Here is a 21687-nt window from a genome sequence, read left to right as displayed (position 1 = left end):
GAGGGCGCCCGCGCCGCACGCTCACTCCGCGAGGACCTCCTCCACGAACGCGTTGCGGAACTTCCCCGCCGGGTCCAGTTCCCGCGCCAGCGCGCGGAAGTCGGCGAGCCGGGGATAGCGGCCGCGCAGCGCCGAGGCCGGGGTGGTGAACACCTTCCCCCAGTGCGGCCGGGGCGCGAAGGGCTCCAGAGTGGCCTCCAGCCGGCCGACCACCGGAAGGACGGCCGCGGTGTCCGCCACCCACGTGAAGTGCACGGCCACACTGTCCCGCCCGCAGGACGGGCTGAGCCACTGCGCGTCCGCCGCGACCGTACGCACCTCGCAGGTCTGCAGGACACCGGCGACCGTGTCCCGGATGCCGTCGATCGCGTGCAGTACGTCGATGGCGTGCTCGCGCGGCAGCAGGTACTCGCTCTGCAGCTCCGCCCCGCTGCTCGGGGTGAACTCGGCCCGGAAGTGCGGCAGTCGCTCGTGCCAGGGACCGGCCACGCCGAACTGCCCGGTGCAGTTCTCCGCCGGCATCCCCGGCACCGGGTGCAGCGCCACCTTGGCCGGCACCGCCCACGGGAAGTCCGGCAGCGGCTGATCGGTGCGCCGCTTGCGCCAGACCTGGGTGAAGCCCGCCGCCCGCCAGTCGGTGAACAGGCTGACGCTGTAGGCCGACGCCGCCACGGTCTCGAAGTCCAGCCCCTTAAGCGGCAGTTCCGTGTACAGGTGCTGCTCGACCTCGAAGGCGGGCTCCAGGTCCAGGGTGAGCGCGGTGACGACACCGAGCGCGCCGAGCGAGGTGACCGCGCCGCCGAACCGCTGCTCGCCCCGGGTGATGACGACGGTGGAGCCGTCCGCCGTGACGATCTCGACCTCCCGTACGGCGTCGGCGAGCGGCCCGTTGCCCACCCCCGAGCCGTGCGTGCCGGTCGCCACCGAGCCGGCCACCGAGATGTGCGGCAGGGAGGCCATGTTCGCCAGGGCCAGCCCGCGTGCGTGCACCCGGCGGGCCAGCTCGGCGTAGCGCACCCCGCCCCCCACCCGCACGGTGCGCGCCGCCGTGTCGACGTCGACCTCGGCCGGCAGCGCGTCCAGCGCCAGCAGGACGCCCTCGGCGCCCGGATCCGCGAGGGTGTTGAAGGAATGCCCGCTGCCCAGCACCCGAACCCGGTCGCCGCCCGCCACGACCGCGCGCAACGCGTCGAGCGAGCGCGGCCGGTGCAACTCCTTGGCGGTGTACGTGATGTTGCCCGCCCAGTTCGTCACGCTCTCGGCCATCGAGGCGCCCCTCCTGATCTACCGATTCCGTTGTTTTCATGCGCGGAGACTGCTGTTTCCATCGCACCCATCGCCTGTGACATATGCTTTCGGTAACTTTTCCCGCATGACGCCACAGTCGCTTCCCGCCGCCCTCCCGCAGACCGACCTCACCCGGCACCGCCGCCTGCGGTAGCAGGGCAGCCTGCTACGGGCGGATCTCGACGCGATCCTAGACGCCGGGTTCGTCTGCCATCTGGGCGTGGTGATCGAGGGGCGGCCGCTGGTCGTGCCGACGGTCTACGGCCGCGACGAGCGGTGGGTGTACATCCACGGCTCCGTCGCCAGTCGCAGTCTCGCCGGCTCCGCGCCCGTGTGCGTCACCGTCACCCACGTGGACGGTCTGGTCCTCGCGCGGTCCGTCTTCGAGCACGGCGTCAACTACCGCAGCGCCGTGATCCACGGCGAGGGCCGCACCGTGACCGACCCCGAGGAGAAGCTGGAGGGCCTGCGCCGGCTCACCGAGCACGCGGCGCCGGGCCAGTGGTCGTACGCGCGCCGCCCCAGCCGCAAGGAGCTGGCCGCCACCACCCTGCTCGCCGTCTCCCTGGAAGAGGCCTCCGTCAAGATCCGCACCGGCGCGCCCGACGACGGCGAAGGACCCGACGCCGAGCTGGGCCTGTGGGCCGGCACCCTGCCGCTCACCCAGGTCTGGGGCGCCCCCGTCCCCGACCCCCTGCTGCCCCCGGACACCCCCGTGCCGGGACACATCGCGCGGCGCGAGGGGACCCGGCACGGCTGATGCCGGAGGCAGGGCATACCGTGAGGAGTCGTACGCCTGAACCGGGAGGAGAGTCGAATGGGCAGCCGTACCGCGCTGGTCGAGGATCTGATGGAGCGGTTTCCGCAGGTGCCGCGGGAAGCCGTCTTCAAGGAGGACCTGCTGCGCGGCGGAGTCGCCTTCGACCCGTCGGCGCTGAGCGACAACGAGAGCGGTGAGGTGAAGCCGAAGTCGTACTTCATCTTCTCCTTCGACCACGGCACCCTGCCCGAGCTGGGCGAGGCCGCGCTGCGCCGCCCGCCGGAGGAGATCATCCTCACCGGCGGCCCCTACGACCTGCGCCGCACGGTCGTCTCCGTCCGGGTGAACCCCGCCTCGCCCTACCGGGTCGCCGCCGGCGAGGACGGCGTGCTCGGCCTCTACCTCGACGGCAAGCGGATCGCCGACGTCGGCGTGCCGCCGATGCCGGAGTACTACCGGCACAAGCTGTCCAACGGAAAGTCCGTGATGGAGGTGGCGCCCACCATCCAGTGGGGCTACCTGATCTACCTCACCGTCTTCCGGGTCTGCCAGTACTTCGGCGCCAAGGAGGAGTGCCAGTACTGCGACATCAACCACAACTGGCGCCAGCACAAGGCCGCCGGACGGCCCTACACCGGCGTGAAGGACGTCGAGGAGGTCCTCGAGGCCCTGGAGATCATCGACCGCTACGACACACAGAAGGCGTCCACCGCCTACACGCTGACCGGCGGCGCCATCACGAAGACGGTTTCCGGGCGGGACGAGGCCGACTTCTACGGCCACTACGCCAAGGCCATCGAGGAGCGCTTCCCCGGCCGCTGGATCGGCAAGGTCGTCGCCCAGGCACTGCCGAAGGCCGACGTGCAGCGCTTCAAGGACTACGGCGTGCAGATCTACCACCCCAACTACGAGGTGTGGGACGAGTACCTGTTCAAGATGTACTGCCCCGGCAAGGAGCGGTACGTCGGCCGCGACGAGTGGCACAAGCGGATCCTCGACTCCGCCGAGGTGTTCGGCGCGCGCAACGTCATCCCCAACTTCGTGGCCGGCGTCGAGATGGCCGAGCCCTTCGGTTTCAAGACCGTCGACGAGGCCATCGCCTCCACCACCGAGGGCCTGCGCTTCTTCATGTCGCACGGCATCACGCCCCGCTTCACCACCTGGTGCCCCGAGCCCACCACGCCGCTGGGCAAGGCCAACCCGCAGGGTGCGCCGCTGGAGTACCACATCCGGCTGCTGCAGGCCTACCGGCAGACCATGGAGGACTTCGGCCTCTCCTCGCCCCCCGGCTACGGCCCGCCCGGTCCCGGCCGCGCCGTGTTCTCCGTCAGCTCCTTCATGGACAGCCTTCCGGCGCAGGACGCGGCCCCGGTGAGCTGACGGTCACGGCCGGCGGCGGCGCCTGCCCTCAGGCGCCGTGCACCGTGGCCGTGTCGGGGCGCGGCGGCGGCAAGTGGCGGGCCGCCGGGCCCCGTGCGAAGGCGCGCAGCAGGTTCTCCGTGGTGCGCGTGACGAAGGCGTGGGTACGGCCGTCCATGCCGTGGTCGTGACCGAGTTCGCCGGTGCCCGCCACCAGGCCCTCCACCCAGCGCATCGTGCCGGTGGCGAACACCCCGGCCCCGCTGGCCACCGTGTAGTACGCCGAGTCGCTGTGGCTCGCACGGCCGTGGCACACCACCGGCGAGTGCGCGGTGATCTCCAGCGGGCCCGGAGCCGGGGACCCCTCGGGCACCCGGTCGTACTCCACGCCCACGAGATGGGGGAAGCGCTCACCGGGGCGCACCCCCGTACCGTCGTACAGCCAGTGGTCGGCCGCCTGGACGACATAGGGCGCGTCGACCGGGTAGCCCTCGTAGAGCACCCCGGTCAGGGACGACTCGGGGTCGGGTGCGGGCGGCAGCCGGAAGTCGGTGGTGACCAGGGCGGGGCGGGTGTCGTAACAGGGGTCGGCGCGGAAGGCACTCTTGTAGCAGACCACCGTGCGCGCGTCCGCCGTCGCACCGGGCTCCAGCCGGATCCGGCGGAAGCACGTGTTGGCGCCGAGGAAGGCGACATTGGTGCCCGTGTCCCGGGCCGCGGTGACGTGGGCGCGCTGCTCGGGCGTCCAGTACTCGTCGTGCCCCAGGCACACCACGGCGTGCGCGCCGCGCAGCACCGAGGGGTCCCGGTGCACGTCGACGCCGGTGGTGTACGCCAGGGGAATGCCGAGCCGTTCGGCCAGCACCACCAGCGCCCGCTCGTACACCAGGAACTTCTCGGCGCCGCTGCCGTCGTACGGGCGGTCGAAGGTCACCGCGAGGGAGCGGGACGCGTAGTCGCCGAGCGCCCCGGCGTACAGGCTGCTCCCGCCCCAGCGGTTGTACGCCTGCCACGTGGCCGGGGCGTGCAGCAGGACCGTGCGCCCCGCGCCCTCGGCGGAGCGGACGATCAGCGGGACGTAGCGCCGGTATCCGCTCTCCGACTCCAGCCGCAGCAGGTACGCACCCTCGGGCCAGCCACCGGTGTGCACGGTGAGGGTGGCCGGCCAGTCGACGTGCACGGTACGGGTCTTCGGCAGCAGTCGCGGCGCGGGCCGGGCGCGGCCGGGTATGCGGTCCGAGGCCCAGATCAGCCGGGCCTGCCGTCCGCCGTACCAGCCGACCCGGAACGCGGCGACCCGGAAGGACGGGGCGGTCGTCGACACGTGCAGCGCGAACTCCTCGCCGGGTGTCACGCTCACCCGGTCGGTGTAGCCGGCCACGGCGTCCGGCGGCCCCGCCGCGCCCAGCCGCCAGTCGGCCGTACCCGGAGCGTCCCGCTCGGCCTCGGGCCGGTGCCGCCCGGCGTGCGCGGCGCCGGAGCCGGGCCGGTCCGGCCCGGCCGTGCACGCGGCGGCACCGAGGCCCGCACCGGCGCACAGGCCGAGGAAGCGGCGGCGCGCGGGCCCGCCCGTTCCGTCTGCCACGCTCCCCTCACCTCCCGCAAGTCCGCCCGGCCCAGCGTCACCAGGCACGGCGTCAGACGCAACCGGAGAAAAACAGTGGCGCCCCGAGGCCGCCTTCCCTAGGGTGAGAGCGATCCGAGCGGTGACCTTCCCGGTCACCGCCACCGCATGTGCGAGGACGAGGAGGTGTCGACCGATGGCTGTCGTTGCGATGGGCGCTGCCCGCATCCAGGAATCCATCACGTCCACCTCCGTGGCCACCGGCTGACCGAACCCGCCGCGCCGAACGCGCGCGGCCGCCGGGGCCGCCCCTTGCGAAGGGTCACCCCTTGAGCGCCAGCTCTGCTTCCTTCTCCACCTTCTCCGCCTTCTCCGCTCTCGCTCCCTACGGCTGGGACGAGGACTGGGCCGACGCGTTCGCCCCGTACGCAGCCGAAGGGCTGCTGCCCGGCCGCGTGGTCCGCGTCGACCGCGGCCAGTGCGACGTCGTCACCGCCGACAGCACGATCCGCGCCGACACCGCCTTCGTCACCCCGCACGACCCGCTGCGGGTCCTGTGCACCGGCGACTGGGCCGTCGTCGAACCCGCCGGCACGCCCCGCTACGTGCGGGCGTATCTGCCGCGCCGCACCGCCTTCGTGCGCTCCACCTCCTCCAAGCGGTCCGAGGGGCAGATCCTCGCCGCCAACGTCGACCACGCCGTCGTCGCCGTCTCCCTCGGCGCGGAACTCGACCTCGGCCGCATCGAACGCTTCCTCGCCCTCGGCTGGGAGTCCGGAGCGCAGCCCGTGGTCGTGCTCACCAAGGCCGACCTCGTGCCCGACCCGGCGACGCTCGGGTATCTCGTCCAGGACGTCGAGACCGCGGCGCCCGGTGTGCCCGTGCTGACCGTCAGCGCCGAGCAGGGCGACGGACTCGACGTGCTCGCCGCGGTCGTCGGCGGCGGCACCTCCGTCCTGCTCGGGCAGTCCGGCGCCGGCAAGTCCACCCTCGCCAACGCGCTGCTCGGCGCGGACGTGATGGAGGTCCAGGCCGTCCGCGACATGGACGGCAAGGGCCGGCACACCACCACCACACGCAACCTGCTCGCCCTGCCCGGCGGCGGCGTCCTCATCGACACCCCCGGCCTGCGGGGCGTCGGCCTGTGGGACGCCGGAGGCGGGGTCGGACAGGTCTTCGCCGAGATCGAGGAGCTGGCCGAGGAGTGCCGGTTCCACGACTGCGGCCACGAGAGCGAGCCGGGGTGCGCGGTACGGGCCGCCCTGGAGTCGGGCGAGCTGCCGGAGCGGCGGCTGGAGAGCTACCGCAAGCTCCAGCGTGAGAACCAGTACATCGTCGCCAAGACCGACGCCCGGCTGCGCGCGGAGATCCGCAAGGAGTGGAAGCGGCGGGGGGCGGCGGGGAAGGCGGCGATGGAGGCCAAGAGGGGACGCTTCAGCTAGGTCGGAACACGACTCACCTCCACGTCCGATTTCCGCCAGTCGGGGCGCGCCGGGTGGCGGAGACTGGTTCTCGTGATGGACGAGGACAGCAGGTACGAGGCCGTGCGCAGCCGGGACGCCCGGTTCGACGGCGAGTTCTTCTTCGCCGTCGAGACCACCGGGATCTACTGCCGCCCCAGCTGCCCGGCCGTGACGCCGAAGCGTCGCAACGTGCGGTTCTTCGCGACGGCCGCCGCCGCGCAGGGCTCCGGGTTCCGGGCCTGCCGGCGGTGCCGTCCGGACGCCGTGCCCGGCTCGGCCGACCACGACGTCCGCGCCGACGTCGTCGGCCGTGCCATACGGCTGATCGGCGACGGCGTGGTCGACCGCGAGGGCGTCGCCGGGCTCGCCGTACGCCTCGGCTACAGCGCCCGGCAGGTGCAGCGGCAGCTCACCGCCGAACTCGGCGCCGGACCGGTCGCGCTGGCCCGGGCGCAGCGGGCGCACACCGCGCGCCTGCTGCTGCAGACCACCGAGCTGCCCATCACCGAGATCGCGTTCGCGTCCGGCTTCGCCAGCGTCCGGCAGTTCAACGACACGATCAAAGTCATCTACGCCTCCACCCCGAGCGAACTGCGGGCCGCCGCACCCGGCGCCCGGCGGGACGACACACCCGGCGTCGGCATCCCGCTGCGGCTCGCCCACCGGGGGCCGTACCAGGCGGGCCCCCTCTTCGACCTGCTGGCCCGCGAAGCCGTCCCCGGCGTCGAGGAGGTCAGCGGCCCGCCCGGCGCCCGCACCTACCGGCGCACCCTGCGGCTGCCGTACGGCACCGGGATCGCCGCCGTCGCGGAGCGCACCGGTACCGAGACCCGGGCCTCGGCCGCCCACCCCGGCGGCTGGCTCGACGCCCGGCTGCACCTCACCGACCCGCGCGACCTCACCACGGCCGTCCAGCGGCTGCGCCGCCTGTTCGACCTGGACGCCGACCCGTACGCCGTCGACGAGCGGCTCGGCGCCGACCCGCGGCTCGCCCCGCTGGTCGCCGCCCGCCCCGGACTGCGCTCACCGGGCGCCGCCGACCCGGAGGAGGTGGCGGTGCGCGCCCTGGCCGGGCCGGCCGGGACACAGCGACTCGTCGTCGCGTACGGCAAACGGCTCGACGCGCCCTGCGGCAGCCTCACCCGGCTCTTCCCCGAGCCGGCCGTCCTCGCGCAGGCCGAGCCCTGCGGCCCCCTCGGCGCGCTCGCCGCCGCCCTGGCCGACGGCCGTCTGCGGCTCGACCCCGGCGTCGACCGCGACGACGCCGAGCAGGCCCTGCGCGCGCTGCCGGGCATGGACGCCGTCACCGTCGCCGTGATCCGCGCCCGCGCGCTCGGCGACCCGGACGTCGCCCCGCCCGGCCGGGCCGTACCCGACACCTGGCGCCCCTGGCGCACCTACGCCGTACAGCACCTGCTCGCCGCAGGGGAGTTGGAGAACCGATGACCACCCCGACGTACTTCACCCGGCTCGACAGCGTGATCGGGCCGCTGCTGCTCACCGCGGACCCGGACGGCGCGCTGACCTCGCTGTCCGTGCCGGAGCAGAAGGGCGGCCGGATCGTCCAGGACGGCTGGCGGCACGACGACGGCCCCTTCCGCGCGGCCGCCGAGCAGCTCGCCGCGTACTTCGCCGGCGACCTCAAGGAGTTCGACCTGCCGCTGCGGGCGCACGGCACGGCCTTCCGTGAGCGGGTGTGGGACGCCCTGGATTCCGTGCCCTACGGGGCGACCACGACGTACGGCGAGATCGCCGCACGGATCGGCGCGCCCCGGGCCGCCGTGCGGGCCGTCGGCGGCGCGATCGGCGCCAACCCGCTGCTGGTCCTGCGGCCCTGCCACCGGGTGATCGGCGCGAACGGCTCGCTCACCGGGTACGCGGGCGGGCTGGAGCGCAAGACGCGGCTGCTCACGCTGGAGGGTGTTCTCTAGGGGGTTTCCTCCAGGCCCCAGCTGTGGATGCGCAGCGGGCGGATGCGGATGACCTCCTCGCTGAAATGCGGGCCCAGCTCGTGCGGGCCGACGAGGAGGTCGGCCTCGCCGCGGATGTCGACGCCGCGCACCCGCCACGGGCGCACGCTCACCACGTCGTCGACGACCAGGGCGACCTTGGGGTTCTTCTGAAGGTTGCGCCACTTCTTGGTGGTGCCCATGGCGAACCCGCCGATCAGGACGGTGCCGTCGTCCTGGAGGAAGAAACCGACCGGGTTGGCCTGCGGCTGCCCGGTCGCATCGACCGTGGCCATCCGGCCCACCCGCTGCGACCTCAGGTACGCACGCTCGACCGCGCTGAATTCCGTCATGCCCCCACCCAAGCACCGACGCCCGTCTCGGCACATCGGATCCTGGCCCTAAGGCCTCAGGCTTACGGCCGGCCGGTTTCGAGAGGGTCGCCGGCCTCGGCGGGCCGGGCGGGGTGCCTGGGCGGCCCGTCGCGGTCGCGTCGTGGCGTGGCCGGCGTGCCTGGCGTCCGCGGCCGGTGGTGCGGGGGCCGCCGCGCCGGGGGCGGTCGGTCAGCCCCAGGTGAGCGCGCCCAGCCAGGCCGCCGTGATCAGCAGGCAGGCGAACAGTTCCGCGAGCACGCTCCAGCCGCCGGCGCGCATCGCCGTGCGCAGGGCCGCGCGGGCCTCGCCGTGCCGGCCCAGCCGCAGCCGCTCGGAGAGGTAGATGCCGCCGAGGAAACCGGGGATCGCGCCCAGCACGGGAAGCAGCACGAAACCGGCCAGCGTGCCCAGCCCGGCGTACACGGCCATGCGGGGGGTGGCGCCCGCGTCGCGCAGCCGGCGCGGCGGCAGCAGCCCACGCACCGCCTGGGACAGCAGCAGGACCGCGGTGGCGCCGACCAGGACGCCCCACGCGACCGGCCGGGGGTCCTTCAGCGCCCACCACAGCACGGCGGCCCACACCAGCCACGAGCCGGGCACGCCGGGCACCAGCACTCCGCACAGGCCGAGCAGCAGGACCACCCCGACCAGCAGGAGTTCCGACACTCCCATCTGCCCAGAGTGCCGGAGCGAGCGGGAAGTCGCAGATGGGGGCGCGGGCGGGGAGGCGGGCCGCTCACGCGTCCCGGGTCACCCAGCCCCGCTCGTACGCGTGCCAGCCCAGCTGGAGGCGGGTGGTCACGCCGGCCAGCTCCATCAGCCGTTTCACGCGGCGCTGCACGGTGCGCAGCCCCAGATCGAGCTGTTTGGCGACGCTCGCGTCGGTGAGCCCGGCGAGCAGCAGCGACAGGATCTCCAGATCGGTGCCGTCGGGGCCGTCCGGGCTCTCCTCGATCACCCCTTGCGGCCCGAGCCGCAGCGGCAGGGCGCCGCGCCACACCGACTCGAACAGACCCGCCAGCAGCTCCAGCAGCCCGCTCGCGTGCACCACCAGCGCGGCCGGCTCCGCGCGACGGGAGGTGAGCGGTACCAGCGCGAGGGCGCGGTCGGCGACCACCAGCTTCGTCGGGACCTCGTCCACCACACGGACCTGTTCACCACGGGAGAGCGCCGCGGTCAGCTCCGTGAAGCCGTGCGGCAGGTCCAGCACGGAGCGCTCCACGACCACGCGATAGCGCACGCCCCGGCCGGCCGCCTGCTCCTCGGCGTCGTTCTCCATGACGGAGACGACCATCGGGTTGCCGGTGACCAGCGCGCACACCTCCTCCGTCGCGCCGAGCTGCAACTGCAGGAAACGCTGGGCGACCGCGGCCGCGCCGGTGACCACCTCGACCAGGTCGTGCACGGCCGGTTCGGCGGCGTTCGCCCGGTACTCCTCGGCCAGCAGGGCCGCGGTCAGCTCGGCGGTCTCCAGCTCGTGCCGCCTCCGGGTGAGCAGCGCGCCGAGCGCCACGCCGGGCGGGGCGGCCACCCAGCGGCCGGGCCGGCCGGACGACTGCGCGGCCAGACCCTGCCGCTCCAGGCGGCGCAGGGCGCGCTCGGTGTCGGATTCGGCCCGCGACAGCCGGCGGGACAGGTCCGGTATGTCGGCCGCGCCCAGCGACAGCAGGGCGCGGTACGCCGACTCGTCCGTCTCGTCCAGCCCGATCGCCGCCAGCATCAGCGCGCGCCCTCCCGTCGGATTCCACCAGCAGTGGCGTGCCCGGGCCCCGGTCGGCCCGGCCATGGCGGAAAACAGCCACGGCGCAAACCCGCCGCCCGACATCATCGCCGCAGGACCACTCCCTCTGCCAAGGTGTGGCCACGGCCGCTTCCTGTGATCATCCGGCGATCCGCCGCGCGGCCGTTCTCCCGACGTGACCGGGGCCCGAGACGCGCCTCCGCGCGAAGGGGATCCGGGGCCTGGTCACCCTGTCGTCGCCGGGCGGTCCTCCCGTGGGGGGTGGGGCCGCCCGGCGACCGTCGAGTCCCCGGCGGTGCCCGGCCGTTCGCCCCCTTGTTCGACAGGTCGCCCGACACGCCGTCCGTCGCGCCCCAGAGCGCCGCATTTTCCGGATGCCCCGTTCTCATCCGGGCCGTGCGGTGGACAATTGGGGGCATGAGTCAGCAGGGGGGAAGGCCCACCGGCCGGGAGGACGACTGGTGGGGGCAGCTGTACGACGACGCCACGACGGACACGGGCCCCAGCGCGGCGCCCGACTCACTGGACGACCGCTTCGCCTCGGCGACGGGCACGCTCGGCCGCCGGCCGGCCACCCCGTCCGATGCGAAACCTCCGGACACCGCTCGGGCCCCGGACACCGCCCGCGCTCCGGACACTTCCGGGCAGCGGCCGGCGCCGGGCGCGCCCCCACCGCCCCCGCCCGCCGTACCGGCCCAGCGGGACCGGGCCCCGGCTCCGGACGCCGCCCCGCCCGGCGGCGAGCCCCGGCAGCCGCGAGCCCCGTGGGAACCACCGCCCGAGACACCGCCGAGCCCCGTGACCTTCCCGCCGGGGCCGACACCGCCCGGTTCCGACGAGCGGGCAGCGCAGTCGCCGGGACGACCCGGGGCGTACGCCGCGGGCAGCGGCCGTCAGGGCGACGGCTCCCCGGCACAGGCTCCCGCGCCCGGCGCGGGCACGGGCGATGTCCCCGTGGCCGGCGCCGATGAGCGGCCCGCCTCCGTCCGGCCCGTCCTGCTTCCCGCGCCCCGCTCCCACGTCGGCTCCGGCCCGCCCACCTACGACGCCGAGCCCACCGCTCTGCCCGCCGCCGACCCCGACGACCTGGACGCTCTCGTGCCGGACACGGTGCTGGACGGGTCCCGGTACGGGGTGTGCACCGTGCGGGCCGTGTCGGTGCGCGGGGACTCCGCGCGCTTTCGCGGGGAGCCGCGCCGGGACGCGCTCCTCACCGCCCGGTTCGGCAGCGGGGAGCACGCCCTCGTGCTCGTGGCCATGGCGTCCGGCGCCCGCGCCACGCCGGCCGCGCACCGGGCGGCGGCCGAGGTGTGCCGGTGGATCGGCCGGGCGGTGGGCCGCAGTCACGCCCGGCTCGTCGAGGATCTGCGGGCCGCCCGGCGCGGCGACCTGAAGTCGGGGCTGCACCGGCTCACCGACCGCAGCCTCGGCAGGCTGCGCGCCACCGCCGCCGAACAGGGCCTAGCGCCCGAGGAGTACTCCGCCACGCTGCGCTGTCTGCTGCTGCCCGCCGACCCGGCCTGCCGTACCCGCGTCTTCTTCGGCGTCGGCGACGGCGGACTGTTCCGGCTGCGCGGCGGCGCGTGGCAGGACCTCGAGCCGCAGGTGACCGAGGTGCCCAGCGGTGAGCCCGTCGTCGGGTTCGGGTCGCCGCCGGCCGAGACGCCGCAGGGCGACCGGCTCACCATGGACCTGGGCATCCCGACGCCCCCGAGCCCCTACGAGCCGGCGCCCGAACCGCCCCCCGCACCGTTCCGCTTCCGCGCCTCGCTCGCCCGTCCGGGTGATGTGCTGCTGATGTGCACGGCGGGCCTGGCCGAACCCTTCGTCGGCGAGCCGGAACTCGCCGCCCACCTCGGCGGCCGGTGGTCCGCCCCCGAACCGCCGGGCCTCGCCGCCTTCCTCGCCGACGCCCAGGTGCGCGTCAAGGGGTACGCGGACGACCGTACGGCCGCGGCCGTTTGGGAGGCGTAACCGCGCCCGCTGTGCCTCCATGGAAACCGGGGCGTCATCACCGACCCACGACCCGGCCGAGGACATCCGCCGGACAGCGAAGGGGCAGACGAGCAGCCATGGCCAAGCAGAACGTCGCCGAACAGTTCGTCGACATCCTCGTCCGCGCGGGCGTCAAACGCCTCTACGGCGTCGTCGGCGACAGCCTCAATCCGGTCGTGGACGCCGTCCGCCGTAACGCCGCCGTCGACTGGATCCACGTCCGTCACGAGGAGACCGCCGCCTTCGCCGCCGGGGCGGAGGCCCAGATCACCGGCCGGCTCGCCGCCTGCGCCGGCTCCTGCGGGCCCGGCAACCTCCACCTCATCAACGGTCTCTACGACGCCCACCGCTCCATGGCCCCGGTGCTCGCCCTCGCCTCCCACATCCCCTCCAGCGAGATCGGCCTCGGCTACTTCCAGGAGACCCACCCCGACCAGCTGTTCCGCGAGTGCAGCCACTACAGCGAGCTGATCTCCAACCCCCAGCAGATGCCGCGGCTGCTGCAGACCGCCATCCAGAACGCCGTCGGCCGCAGCGGCGTCAGCGTCGTCGCCCTGCCCGGCGACATCGCCGCCGAACCGGCGCCCGAGCGGGCCGCGGAGTCCGCCCTGGTCACCGCACGGCCCACGGTCCGGCCCGGCGACGCCGAGATCGACCGGCTCGTCGACCTGATCGACGGCGCCGAACGCGTCACGCTGTTCTGCGGCAGCGGCACCGCCGGGGCGCACGCCGAGGTCATGGAGTTCGCCGGGAAGATCAAGTCCCCGGTGGGACACGCCCTGCGGGGCAAGGAGTTCATCCAGTACGACAATCCTTTCGATGTCGGGATGAGCGGGCTGCTCGGCTACGGCGCCGCCTACGAGGCCACCCACGAGTGCGACCTGCTGATCCTGCTCGGCACCGACTTCCCCTACAACGCGTTCCTGCCGAACGACGTGAAGATCGCGCAGATCGACGTGCGGCCCGAACACCTCGGCCGGCGCTCCAAGCTGGACCTCGCCGTGTGGGGGGACGTCCGCGAGACGCTGCGCTGCCTGATCCCGCGCGTGCGGACCAAGGACGACCGGCGCTTCCTCGACAAGATGCTCAAGAAGCACGCCGACGCGCTCGAAGGCGTGGTGAAGGCCTACACGCGCAAGGTCGACAAACACGTCCCGCTCCACCCCGAGTACGTCGCCGCCGTCCTCGACGAACTCGCCGACGACGACGCCGTGTTCACCGTCGACACCGGGATGTGCAACGTCTGGGCCGCCCGGTACCTCTCGCCCAACGGCCGCCGCCGCATCATCGGTTCCTTCTCGCACGGCTCGATGGCCAACGCCCTGCCGATGGCCATCGGCGCGCAGTTCACCGACCGGGGCCGCCAGGTGGTGTCGATGTCGGGCGACGGCGGGTTCTCCATGCTGATGGGCGACTTCCTCACCCTGGTCCAGTACGACCTGCCGGTGAAGGTCGTACTCTTCAACAACTCGGCGCTGTCCATGGTGGAGCTGGAGATGCTGGTCGCCGGGCTGCCCTCCTACGGCACCGCCAACAAGAACCCCGACTTCGCCGCGGTCGCCCGTGCCTGCGGCGCCCACGGCGTCCGGGTGGAGAAGCCCAAGCAGCTCGCCGGTGCGCTCAAGGACGCTTTCCGGCACAAGGGTCCGGCGCTCGTCGACGTCGTCACCGATCCCAACGCGCTGTCCATCCCGCCGAAGATCAGCGCCGAGATGGTCACCGGCTTCGCCTTGTCCGCCTCGAAGATGGTGCTGGACGGCGGGGTCGGCCGCATGGTCCAGATGGCCCGCTCCAACCTGCGCAACGTCCCGCGTCCCTAGCGGGCGTCTCGTCGGGCGCCCCGGCCGTCTTCCGTAACGTCGTGATCCGGCCAAGTTCCGGGGACCGGAACCGGGTGCCGTGCGTCCCCTGTGGCCACTCGTCCCGCGGGCGCGCGGCCGAGGGGGCGGTCGGAGGGTGTGCGCGCACGGCGCGACCGCGCGGGCGGGTCTGCAAGCGCGTACGCCGCCGGGCCGGGCGGTGGCCGAACATCCGGTCGTCGCCGAGGCAGGATGACTGCCTCCCGAGCGGTCGGGCATGCATCCCCGTGAACGTGTTCGAGCAGGAGGGATACGGCCATCGGCACGCAGGCGGGGGTCATGACCAGGCAGGCACGAAGGAGCGTACCGGTGACGACGGGGGCCTACTCGGCCGAGGCAGTGGAGGACAGGACGGACAGCGGCGGGGACCGCATACCGGCGCCGCAATTGCGGCGCCGGTTCGCGCGACGCGACCTGCGGGCCGTGGCCGAGGCGCGCAGGGCCCTGCGGGAGCTGCTGGGGCAGTGGGGGAGAGCCGCGGGAGTCGACACGGCGGAGCTGCTGACCAGCGAACTGGTGACCAACGCGCTCGTGCACACCGACCACGAGGCGGTGCTGACGGCGACGGTCTGGCCGCGCGGCCTGCGGGTCGAGGTGCGGGACTTCGTCGGCCGCAGACCACGGCTGCGCGTGGCGGACGCCGACGACGACACGCACGGCAGGGGGCTGATGCTGGTGCAGTCCCTCGCGGACGCGTGGGGGGTGCGGGCGCACGGGGTGGGAAAGGCGGTCTGGTTCGAACTGCACGCCGCGTGAGCGGACCAGGGGCGCACAACAGGGCGGGGCCGCGACCCTGTTCGGTCACGGCCCCGCCCCTCACGCACTCACTAGCCGAACTGCTGCTCGAGGTCCTTCAGCTTGCGCTCGAGGGAGTCGAGCCGCGGCAGGGCCTGCGTGTCGTCCTCCGCGGTGAGGTCGACGGTGATCGCCTCAGACCCTCTCCGGACCGGCTGCAGGGAGGGACGCGCGCGCACGGGCAGTTGCTCCGGCGTCGATATGGCAGGCTCCGCGGAGAGCTCGTTGCCGCCGCGCTCCACCGCCTGCACCTCCACCTCACGGCCGGAGCCACGGCCGGCGAACCCGCCGTGCCCACGGCTGATGGCCTTCAGCTGTGCCCGCTCCACACGGTCCTTCTCACGCTGCAGACGGCGCGCCTCCTCCTTGCGCCGCTCGTCGTCGCGCACCTCGTCCACGGCCTCGTCCAGGCTGCGTACACCCTCCAGCAGCATCAGCGACCAGGCCCTGTACGTCTCACGCGGCGCCCTCAGCCAGCGCACTATCCGGATCTGCGGCAGCGGCCGCGGGATCAGCCCCTGCTCGCGCAGCGCCGCACGGCGGGTCTGCTTCAGCGCCCGGTCGAACAGCACGGCCGCCGACAGGGACATGCCCGCGAAGAAGTGCGGGGCACCGGCGTGGCTGATGCCGCGCGGCGCGTGCACCCAGTTGAACCAGGCGGCCGCGGCCGCGAACATCCACACCAGCAGCCTGGAGCCGAGGGCGGCGTCGCCGTGGCTGGCCTCCCGCACCGCGAGCACGGAGCAGAACATGGCCGCCCCGTCCAGGCCGAACGGGACCAGGTACTGCCAGCCGCCGGTCAGGTTCAGGTTCTGCTCGCCGAAGCCCACCAGTCCGTGGAAGGAGAGCGCGGCCGCGACCGCGGCGCAGCAGAAGAGCAGCACATAGGAGACCGTGCCGTAGAGGGCCTCCTTGCGCCTGCGGCGCTCCTCGGCGCGCTCCCACGAGTCGTCGGTGCTCGCGTTCCGGCCGGTGGAGCGCTTTCCGCGCGCGAGCACCGCCACCGCCGCCAGCATGCCCAGGAGCAGTACGGCGCCCGGAAGCAGCCAGTTCAGCGATATGTCGGTCAGTCTCATCACGGGTCCCTTGCATTGGGATAGGGCGTAACGCCCGCCATAGTGGCCCAATCCCGCCGTCCCTCAGAGGGTTTCGGGGCAAGAGGCCGCCAAGGAGGTGCAAGGGGATGCCCAGGGCGGCGTTCTGCTCGAACTGCCGCGTGAGGGGCGGGAGTTGAGTTCGAATAAGACTACCCGTACGGGTGGTTCCACGGGAACTTCCTGCGGATGGTGAGGAAGGTGTGAAACGGCTGTGTCCGTGCGCGTGTCCCACTCGCGGCTGATCTTAGAGGATGCCGCGGCGACGTGGTGTCCGAGGGGGCGTCAACTGTGCGCAGGCGCACGCCTCGTGGGGTGAGGAGGCGTCAAGTGACGCGGGGTCAGGCGGTGGCGGCGGACATGAGCTTGGTGAGGCGGTCCGTGTCGCAGGTGCGGGGGCAGGTGGCGCAGGTGTCCTCGGGGCGCACGGTGTAGAACATGCAGCAGCTCGCCCGGTCCCGGGTGGGGAGCCGTTCGCCGTTCGGACCGGACAGTTCACGGAACGCCGCCGCGCCGGCGTACGGCTTCGTCGCGCCCGGCAGCAGCAGCTCCAGTTCATGGCGCGCCCGCTTCTCCTCGCCGAGCAGATGGGCGACGTACCACAGGCCCTCCACGACCTCGTCGGTCACCATGCCCCACAGTGCGCGGCCCCGGCGCCGCATCCGCGGGCCGAACGCCGCGAGCAACGGTTCGGCGTGCTCGGCGATCGCGCCGCGCACCTCGGCGCGCAGGGCCTCCTCGTCCGGGACCACGCGAGCGGCGGGGTGGGCGGCCGCCGGGTCGCCCGGCAGGCAGGCGAAGGAGGCGGGGTGTACGGCCATATGGCCGGCCGTGCGGTCGTAGGAGACGTGGGTCACGGGCAGGCGCGGGACGCGGCGGTGCAGGAACCACGGGACGGTGATCAGCAGGCAGGCCGGCCAGGCGTACCGGTGCAGGCCGAAGCTTGCGACGACGTCGGCGCGGGCGCGGGTGCCGTAGTCGCGCAGCACCTGGGCGTCGTCCCAGGCCAGGAAGGCGTCGAGGGCGGCCGGGTCATGGGCGAGCGCGGCGGCGGGGGTCCAGGTGCCGCCGTGGGGGAGCGGGTCGTGCGCTTGCAGCTCGGTGATCGTCAGCCCGGGGTAGGCCTCGGCGAGGCGGGCGTAGGCGTCCGCGGTGGGGGCGGGCGGCGGGACGGGCACGGGGATCACCGATCCTGGGGCGGGACTCACGGAAGGGCGGACTGAAGACGCGGGTCTGAAGGTGCGGGACTGAAGGTAAGCCTTACCTTAGTGGATCGTGGCCGGATTTGAGCTGGTGGCTTCTGGGCCTAAGGTGCTTGACGGACGAGTAACAACCCGTCGTAATGACCCCAACTACTGACAAGCCCGGAGGAGGAGCCGTGGAGCAGAGGGCGCGGGGCTCCGCCGGGAGGTTTTCCGACGGGTCTTCCGGGGGGTCTTCCGGGGCCGGGGCTCCCGCTGTGCGGGGGCTGTATGTGCCGCAGCAGCCGACGGCCGCGGATGTGGACCGGGCGGCTGCCGGCCGGGACGAGGCGGTGCGCGGTGAGCACACGCACAGCGAGCGGCCGGTGGTGCAGCGCGCCTCCGTGCGGGGGCAGATCCTGGACGCGTTGCGCGCCGCGCTGGCGGCGGGGGAGCTGAAGCCCGGCGAGGTGTACTCCGCGCCCGTGCTGGGGGAGCGGTTCGGGGTGTCGGCGACGCCGGTGCGGGAGGCCATGCAGCAGCTGGCGCTCGAGGGTGCCGTGGAGGTCGTGCCCAACCGGGGGTTCCGGGTCGTGCTGAGGGACGCGCGTGAGCTGGCCGAGCTGGCGGAGGTGCGGACGCTGATCGAGGTGCCGGTGATGCTGCGGCTCGCGCGGGCGGTGCCGGTGGAGCGGTGGGCGGAGCTGCGGCCGCTGGCGGAGGCGACGGTGCGGGCGGCGGCGTCAGGATGCCGGGCCGCGTACGCGGAGTCGGACCGGGCGTTTCATCGGGGGGTGCTGGGGCTGGCGGGTAACGCGCAGTTGGTGCGGATCGTCGATGACTTGTACCGGCGGGGGCAGTGGCCGTCGGGCGGGGGGCGGGCGGAGCTGTTGGCTGATGCGGCTGAGCATGTGGCGTTGCTGGATGCGTTGATCGGGGGGGCGGTGGAGGTGGCGCGGGAGTTGGTTTCCGGGCATTTCGGGTGACGGGTGCTTGTACGTCTGCGGGTGGGTGGGTGGTTGCTCGCGCCGTTCCCCGCGCCCCTTTTGTGCCTGCGGCGGCCCGTTGCGGTGTGTGGTGGCTGGTGTCGCGCCTGCGGTTTCGTTGTGGGTCGGGGCCGGGGTGGGGGGTGTCCGTCCTCGGTCCGGCCGCCCGTTCCCGACGACGGCGCCCTGTGCCGGTGCCGGCCGCTGCGGGCGGACACCCCCACCCCGTCCCCGTCCCGCTGTCCGCGACTGCACGCCGTCGCCCCTTGGGGCTCGGGTGCGGAGCAGTCGGGCCGGCAGCGGCGGGCGGGGTGCTCGCGCCGACGGCGACCGCAGACACCCAAGGGGCGCGGGGAACTGCGCGACAGCCACGACGCACCCGCACGGGCCACGCAGCCGCAAGCGGGTAAACGCCGTTGGCGCGCGACCGGGCGGGGCCATGACGCCGGAGCGCGTGCCCGTTCGGCGAGACCTACGCCGTTGCCGCCCCCGGCGCCGGCGGAGCCAGTTGCGTGGCCAGCCAGGTGGGGACTCCGCCGAGGAGGCGGAAGAGGCGGCGGGCCTCCTCGCGCAGGCGGGACGCCTCCGGTTCCGGTTCGGTGTCCGCGAGGGACGCCAGTGCCGGGGCCGTACCGACGAGGTAGCCCAGCTCTTCGCGCAGCCGCAGGGATTCCGTGAAGCCGTGGCGGGCCTCGGCCAGTTCGCCCTCGCGCAGGGCGAGGCCCGCCAGGTGGCGCCACGTGAAGGAGAGCAACAGCGGGTCGGCGTGCGCGGTCGCACCCGCGTGGGCCCGGCGGAACGCGGCGTGCGCCGCCTGGGGCGCGTCGCCGAGGTTCTGGGCGACCAGGCCGCGGCGGAAGTCCAGCAGCGCGCGTGCGTGGGAGTCGCGGGGGATCAGTGCCGCCGCCCGGCCGAGTGCGGCGCGGGCCTCGTCGGCCCGGTCGCGCACTCCGTGCAGGGTCGCGGCGTAGGCCACGTACCCGCGTTCACAAGCGGCCGCGCCGCGCTCCTCGTCCGTGTGGGCCAGCGCCTCCGCGGTGCGCAGCGCGTCCTCCGCCTCCTCCCAGCCCTGCTCGGCGTACAGGCAGCGCTCCGCCAGCAGCGCGGCCCGCTGGAGAGCCGCGGCCGCGGTGTCCGGCTTCAGCAGTTCCGCCGCGTCGGTCCAGCATGCGCGGGAGCGCAGCCGCCATACCGCGGTCTGGAGGGGATCGTCAGCTGCGGTCGTTCCGGTACCAGACATGGCGGTATGCGCCACATTGCCCTCCCCGAGCACGCCATTGAGCTATGAGTGGTGGCGGCATTCCAGCACCAATCGCGGCGCCGGGCCAAGGGGGTGGGTGAAGGAATTCACAAAGTCGGGTCGCTCTTCGGTCAGCTCATGCGCAGCGCCAGGAAGAAGTCCAGCTTGTCCTCGAGGCGCGAGAGGTCCCGGCTCGTCAACTGCTCGATTCGCCCGACCCGGTAGCGCAGCGTGTTGACGTGCAGGTGGAGGCGGGTGGCGCAGCGGGTCCAGGAGCCGTCGCAGTCGAGGAACGCCTCCAGGGTGGGGATCAGCTCGGCGCGGTGGCGGCGGTCGTAGTCGCGCAGCGGGTCCAGGAGGCGGGCCGTGAACGCGCGGCGGACGTCGTCGGGGACGAAGGGGAGCAGCAGGACGTGGCTCGCCAGTTCCTGGTGGCCCGCGGCGCAGACCTGGCCCGGGCGTGCCGCGGCCACCCGGCGGGCGTGCCGGGCCTCCTCCAGCGCGCCGCGCAGCCCCTCCGCCGAGTGCACGGCCGCGCTCACCCCGAGCGTGACCCGGCCGTCGCCGTCCAGGCCGGCGGTCAGCGGGTCCCGCACCGTCTGCAGCAGCGCGTCGGCCAGGATGCCGGTCTCGGTGCCGTCGTGCTCGGTGGCGACGGCCGGCAGCGGCACCAGGGCGATCGCCTCGTCGCCGGTGTGGGCGACCGCGATGCGGTCGGACGGCTCGGGCCCGGTCGCCTGCGGGTCGACCAGGATCTCCTCCAGCAGGGACTGGGCGACCGGGCCGCCGTCGACGTCCCCGCCGTCCCACTCCACGCGGGCCACGACCACCTGCCAGTGCGGGGCCGCGCCCAGGCCGGGCAGGAGGACCGGAGCGGCCACGCGCAGGCGCGCGGCGATCTCCGCCGGGGCCGCGCCCGTCTGAACCAGTTCGAGGACCTCCTGGGCCAGGCGGCGGCGGACCGTGCGGGCCGCGTCGCGGCGGTCCCGCTCGACCGCGATCAGCTGGGTGACGCCCTGCAGCAGGTCCAGGCGCTCCTCGGCCCAGTCGGAGGCGTCCGCCTCGACCGCGAGCAGCCAGTCCGACAGCACCGTCTCGCGCACGTCCCGGGCGGCCTGCGGGGAGCGGCCGCTGCTGCGGACCGGGAACAGGGAGTACGGCGTCGGGCCGACCGTCACCCGGTGCGGGCCGCGGCGGCCGGTGCGGGTCGCCGCCAGATGCTGGGCCGCGAGCCGGCCGCACACCTCGGCGGGGAGCGCGGGTCCCGCCTCCTTCGAGCCGGCGATCAGACGGCCGGTGGGGGAGAGCACCCACGCGCGCAGGTCGAGGTCGGAGCCCAGCAGGTCCAGGACGACGTCGGGGCCGCCGCCCGCGGGACCCGAGGTCATCATGCGGCGGTGCCGGTCCACCACGGCCGCGAGGTCTCCGGCGCGCTCGCCGGAGACCTGCCGTACGACGTGTTCGGTGATCGTCGCGAACGCCACCGACTCGTGCACCGCGAACAGCGGCAGGCGGTGGCGGGCGCAGGCCAGGACGAGGTCCTCGGGCACATCGCCCAGCTCCGCCTCGCCGGCCGCCAGCGCGGCCACGCCGGCCTGCACCAGGATCCGTACGAACGGCTCGGAGTCGTCGGCGTCCCGGCGCCAGGCCAGGCCCGTGAGCACCAGCTCGCCGCCGGAGAGGTAGCGGCTGGGGTCGCGCAGGTCCGTGGTCATCACACCGCGCACGGTGCGGTCCAGTTCGTCCTCGCCGCCGAGGAGCCTCAGGCCCAGCGCATCGGTGTCCAGCAGTGCGCGCAGCCGCATTCTCGTCGCCGCCGTTCTTTGTCTCGAAAACTTCGGATGAATCTTGTGCCGAGGAGTCGGCGAAAGTGGCCGGGCGGTCGCGCCCGTGGGCTCCTGGGCTGTGTTCTCTGGTGCCAGAGGAAGGCGTGGAGGGTACCGAGCCCCTCACTTCATACGAATCTACAAGATGGCTCTTCTGACCACCCAACTCCTTCAGTGTTTCCGTGACTGACCCGCATGGAGCAGTCGGCGGTGT

The 21687-nt window shown here is 73.8% G+C and carries 18 protein-coding genes; 9 read left to right on the top strand and 9 right to left on the bottom strand.

Features of this window, described 5'->3' with window-relative positions; translation table 11 throughout:
- Window positions 1-21: 21 nt before the first annotated feature.
- A complete protein-coding gene (locus AB0J12_RS01745; protein WP_363262121.1) occupies window positions 22-1266 on the bottom strand; it encodes an FAD-binding protein in 1245 nt (414 codons plus the stop codon).
- Between the two features lie 184 nt (window positions 1267-1450).
- On the opposite strand from AB0J12_RS01745, the gene AB0J12_RS01740 reads away from it, so the two are divergent.
- Both AB0J12_RS01740 and AB0J12_RS01735 read left to right on the top strand, forming a co-directional pair.
- Window positions 1451-2047 carry a pyridoxamine 5'-phosphate oxidase family protein gene (locus AB0J12_RS01740; RefSeq protein WP_363262280.1) on the top strand — a complete coding sequence of 199 codons (597 nt, stop codon included), beginning with the start codon at window positions 1451-1453 and terminating at the stop codon, window positions 2045-2047.
- 57 nt (window positions 2048-2104) lie between these two features.
- Window positions 2105-3427, top strand: coding sequence for a radical SAM protein (locus tag AB0J12_RS01735; protein ID WP_363262120.1), 1323 nt, complete (start codon window positions 2105-2107; stop codon window positions 3425-3427).
- 28 nt (window positions 3428-3455) lie between these two features.
- Here AB0J12_RS01735 and AB0J12_RS01730 read toward each other — a convergent pair whose 3' ends face one another.
- Window positions 3456-4991, bottom strand: coding sequence for a N,N-dimethylformamidase beta subunit family domain-containing protein (locus tag AB0J12_RS01730; RefSeq protein ID WP_363262119.1), 1536 nt, complete (start codon window positions 4989-4991; stop codon window positions 3456-3458).
- A 308-nt stretch (window positions 4992-5299) separates the two neighbouring features.
- On the opposite strand from AB0J12_RS01730, the gene rsgA reads away from it, so the two are divergent.
- The 3 genes from rsgA to AB0J12_RS01715 all read left to right on the top strand — a co-directional run bounded on the left by rsgA (window position 5300) and on the right by AB0J12_RS01715 (window position 8364).
- Window positions 5300-6412, top strand: a complete 1113-nt coding sequence (gene rsgA / locus AB0J12_RS01725; RefSeq protein ID WP_363262118.1) for a ribosome small subunit-dependent GTPase A — start codon at window positions 5300-5302, stop codon at window positions 6410-6412.
- Window positions 6413-6487: 75 nt separating this feature from the next.
- Window positions 6488-7879, top strand: coding sequence for an AlkA N-terminal domain-containing protein (locus AB0J12_RS01720; RefSeq protein ID WP_363262279.1), 1392 nt, complete (start codon window positions 6488-6490; stop codon window positions 7877-7879).
- On the top strand, window positions 7876-8364 hold the full coding sequence (locus AB0J12_RS01715) for a methylated-DNA--[protein]-cysteine S-methyltransferase (RefSeq protein WP_363262117.1): 489 nt from the start codon (window positions 7876-7878) through the stop codon (window positions 8362-8364). The genes AB0J12_RS01720 and AB0J12_RS01715 overlap by 4 nt, the downstream gene beginning before the upstream one ends.
- Here the strand turns inward: AB0J12_RS01715 and AB0J12_RS01710 are convergent.
- The 3 genes from AB0J12_RS01710 to AB0J12_RS01700 form a co-directional block, all read right to left on the bottom strand.
- Window positions 8361-8735, bottom strand: a complete 375-nt coding sequence (locus tag AB0J12_RS01710) for a PPOX class F420-dependent oxidoreductase (protein ID WP_363262116.1) — start codon at window positions 8733-8735, stop codon at window positions 8361-8363. The two genes, AB0J12_RS01715 and AB0J12_RS01710, sit on opposite strands and share 4 nt — an antisense overlap.
- Before the next feature lie 210 nt (window positions 8736-8945).
- Complete coding sequence (locus AB0J12_RS01705) at window positions 8946-9428, bottom strand: DUF456 domain-containing protein (RefSeq protein ID WP_363262115.1); 483 nt, start codon at window positions 9426-9428, stop codon at window positions 8946-8948.
- Window positions 9429-9492: 64 nt separating this feature from the next.
- A complete protein-coding gene (locus AB0J12_RS01700; RefSeq protein ID WP_363262114.1) occupies window positions 9493-10476 on the bottom strand; it encodes a helix-turn-helix domain-containing protein in 984 nt (327 codons plus the stop codon).
- A gap of 438 nt (window positions 10477-10914) precedes the next feature.
- Between AB0J12_RS01700 and AB0J12_RS01695 the strand changes: the two genes are divergently transcribed.
- The 3 genes from AB0J12_RS01695 (at window position 10915) to AB0J12_RS01685 (ending at window position 15107) form a co-directional block, all read left to right on the top strand.
- Window positions 10915-12471 carry a protein phosphatase 2C domain-containing protein gene (locus tag AB0J12_RS01695; protein WP_363262113.1) on the top strand — a complete coding sequence of 519 codons (1557 nt, stop codon included), beginning with the start codon at window positions 10915-10917 and terminating at the stop codon, window positions 12469-12471.
- Window positions 12472-12569: 98 nt separating this feature from the next.
- Window positions 12570-14312 (top strand): pyruvate dehydrogenase, encoded by a 1743-nt coding sequence (locus AB0J12_RS01690; RefSeq protein WP_363262112.1) that lies wholly within the window; start codon window positions 12570-12572, stop codon window positions 14310-14312.
- 378 nt (window positions 14313-14690) lie between these two features.
- The gene (locus AB0J12_RS01685) at window positions 14691-15107 is read left to right on the top strand and encodes an ATP-binding protein (RefSeq protein ID WP_363262278.1); all 417 of its coding nucleotides are present in this window, start codon (window positions 14691-14693) and stop codon (window positions 15105-15107) included.
- A gap of 71 nt (window positions 15108-15178) precedes the next feature.
- On the opposite strand, the gene AB0J12_RS01680 is transcribed toward AB0J12_RS01685, so the two are convergent.
- Window positions 15179-16222 (bottom strand): DUF2637 domain-containing protein, encoded by a 1044-nt coding sequence (locus AB0J12_RS01680; RefSeq protein WP_363262111.1) that lies wholly within the window; start codon window positions 16220-16222, stop codon window positions 15179-15181.
- Between the two features lie 359 nt (window positions 16223-16581).
- Window positions 16582-17418 carry a (2Fe-2S)-binding protein gene (locus AB0J12_RS01675; protein WP_363262110.1) on the bottom strand — a complete coding sequence of 279 codons (837 nt, stop codon included), beginning with the start codon at window positions 17416-17418 and terminating at the stop codon, window positions 16582-16584.
- A 164-nt stretch (window positions 17419-17582) separates the two neighbouring features.
- Here AB0J12_RS01675 and AB0J12_RS01670 point away from each other — a divergent pair, with 164 nt between their 5' ends.
- Window positions 17583-18407 (top strand): GntR family transcriptional regulator, encoded by an 825-nt coding sequence (locus AB0J12_RS01670; RefSeq protein WP_363262109.1) that lies wholly within the window; start codon window positions 17583-17585, stop codon window positions 18405-18407.
- A 472-nt stretch (window positions 18408-18879) separates the two neighbouring features.
- Here the strand turns inward: AB0J12_RS01670 and AB0J12_RS01665 are convergent, their stop codons facing one another.
- Both AB0J12_RS01665 and AB0J12_RS01660 read right to left on the bottom strand, forming a co-directional pair.
- On the bottom strand, window positions 18880-19647 hold the full coding sequence (locus AB0J12_RS01665) for a hypothetical protein (RefSeq protein WP_363262108.1): 768 nt from the start codon (window positions 19645-19647) through the stop codon (window positions 18880-18882).
- A gap of 131 nt (window positions 19648-19778) precedes the next feature.
- Entirely contained in the window at window positions 19779-21452 is a 1674-nt protein-coding gene (locus tag AB0J12_RS01660; RefSeq protein ID WP_363262107.1) for a PucR family transcriptional regulator ligand-binding domain-containing protein, read from the bottom strand.
- Between the last annotated feature and the right edge of the window lie 235 nt (window positions 21453-21687).

It is taken from the genome of Streptomyces sp. NPDC049915 (assembly GCF_040656475.1).
Taxonomy (GTDB): Bacteria; Actinomycetota; Actinomycetes; order Streptomycetales; family Streptomycetaceae; genus Streptomyces.
This window is presented reverse-complemented; position numbering and strand designations above follow the sequence as displayed.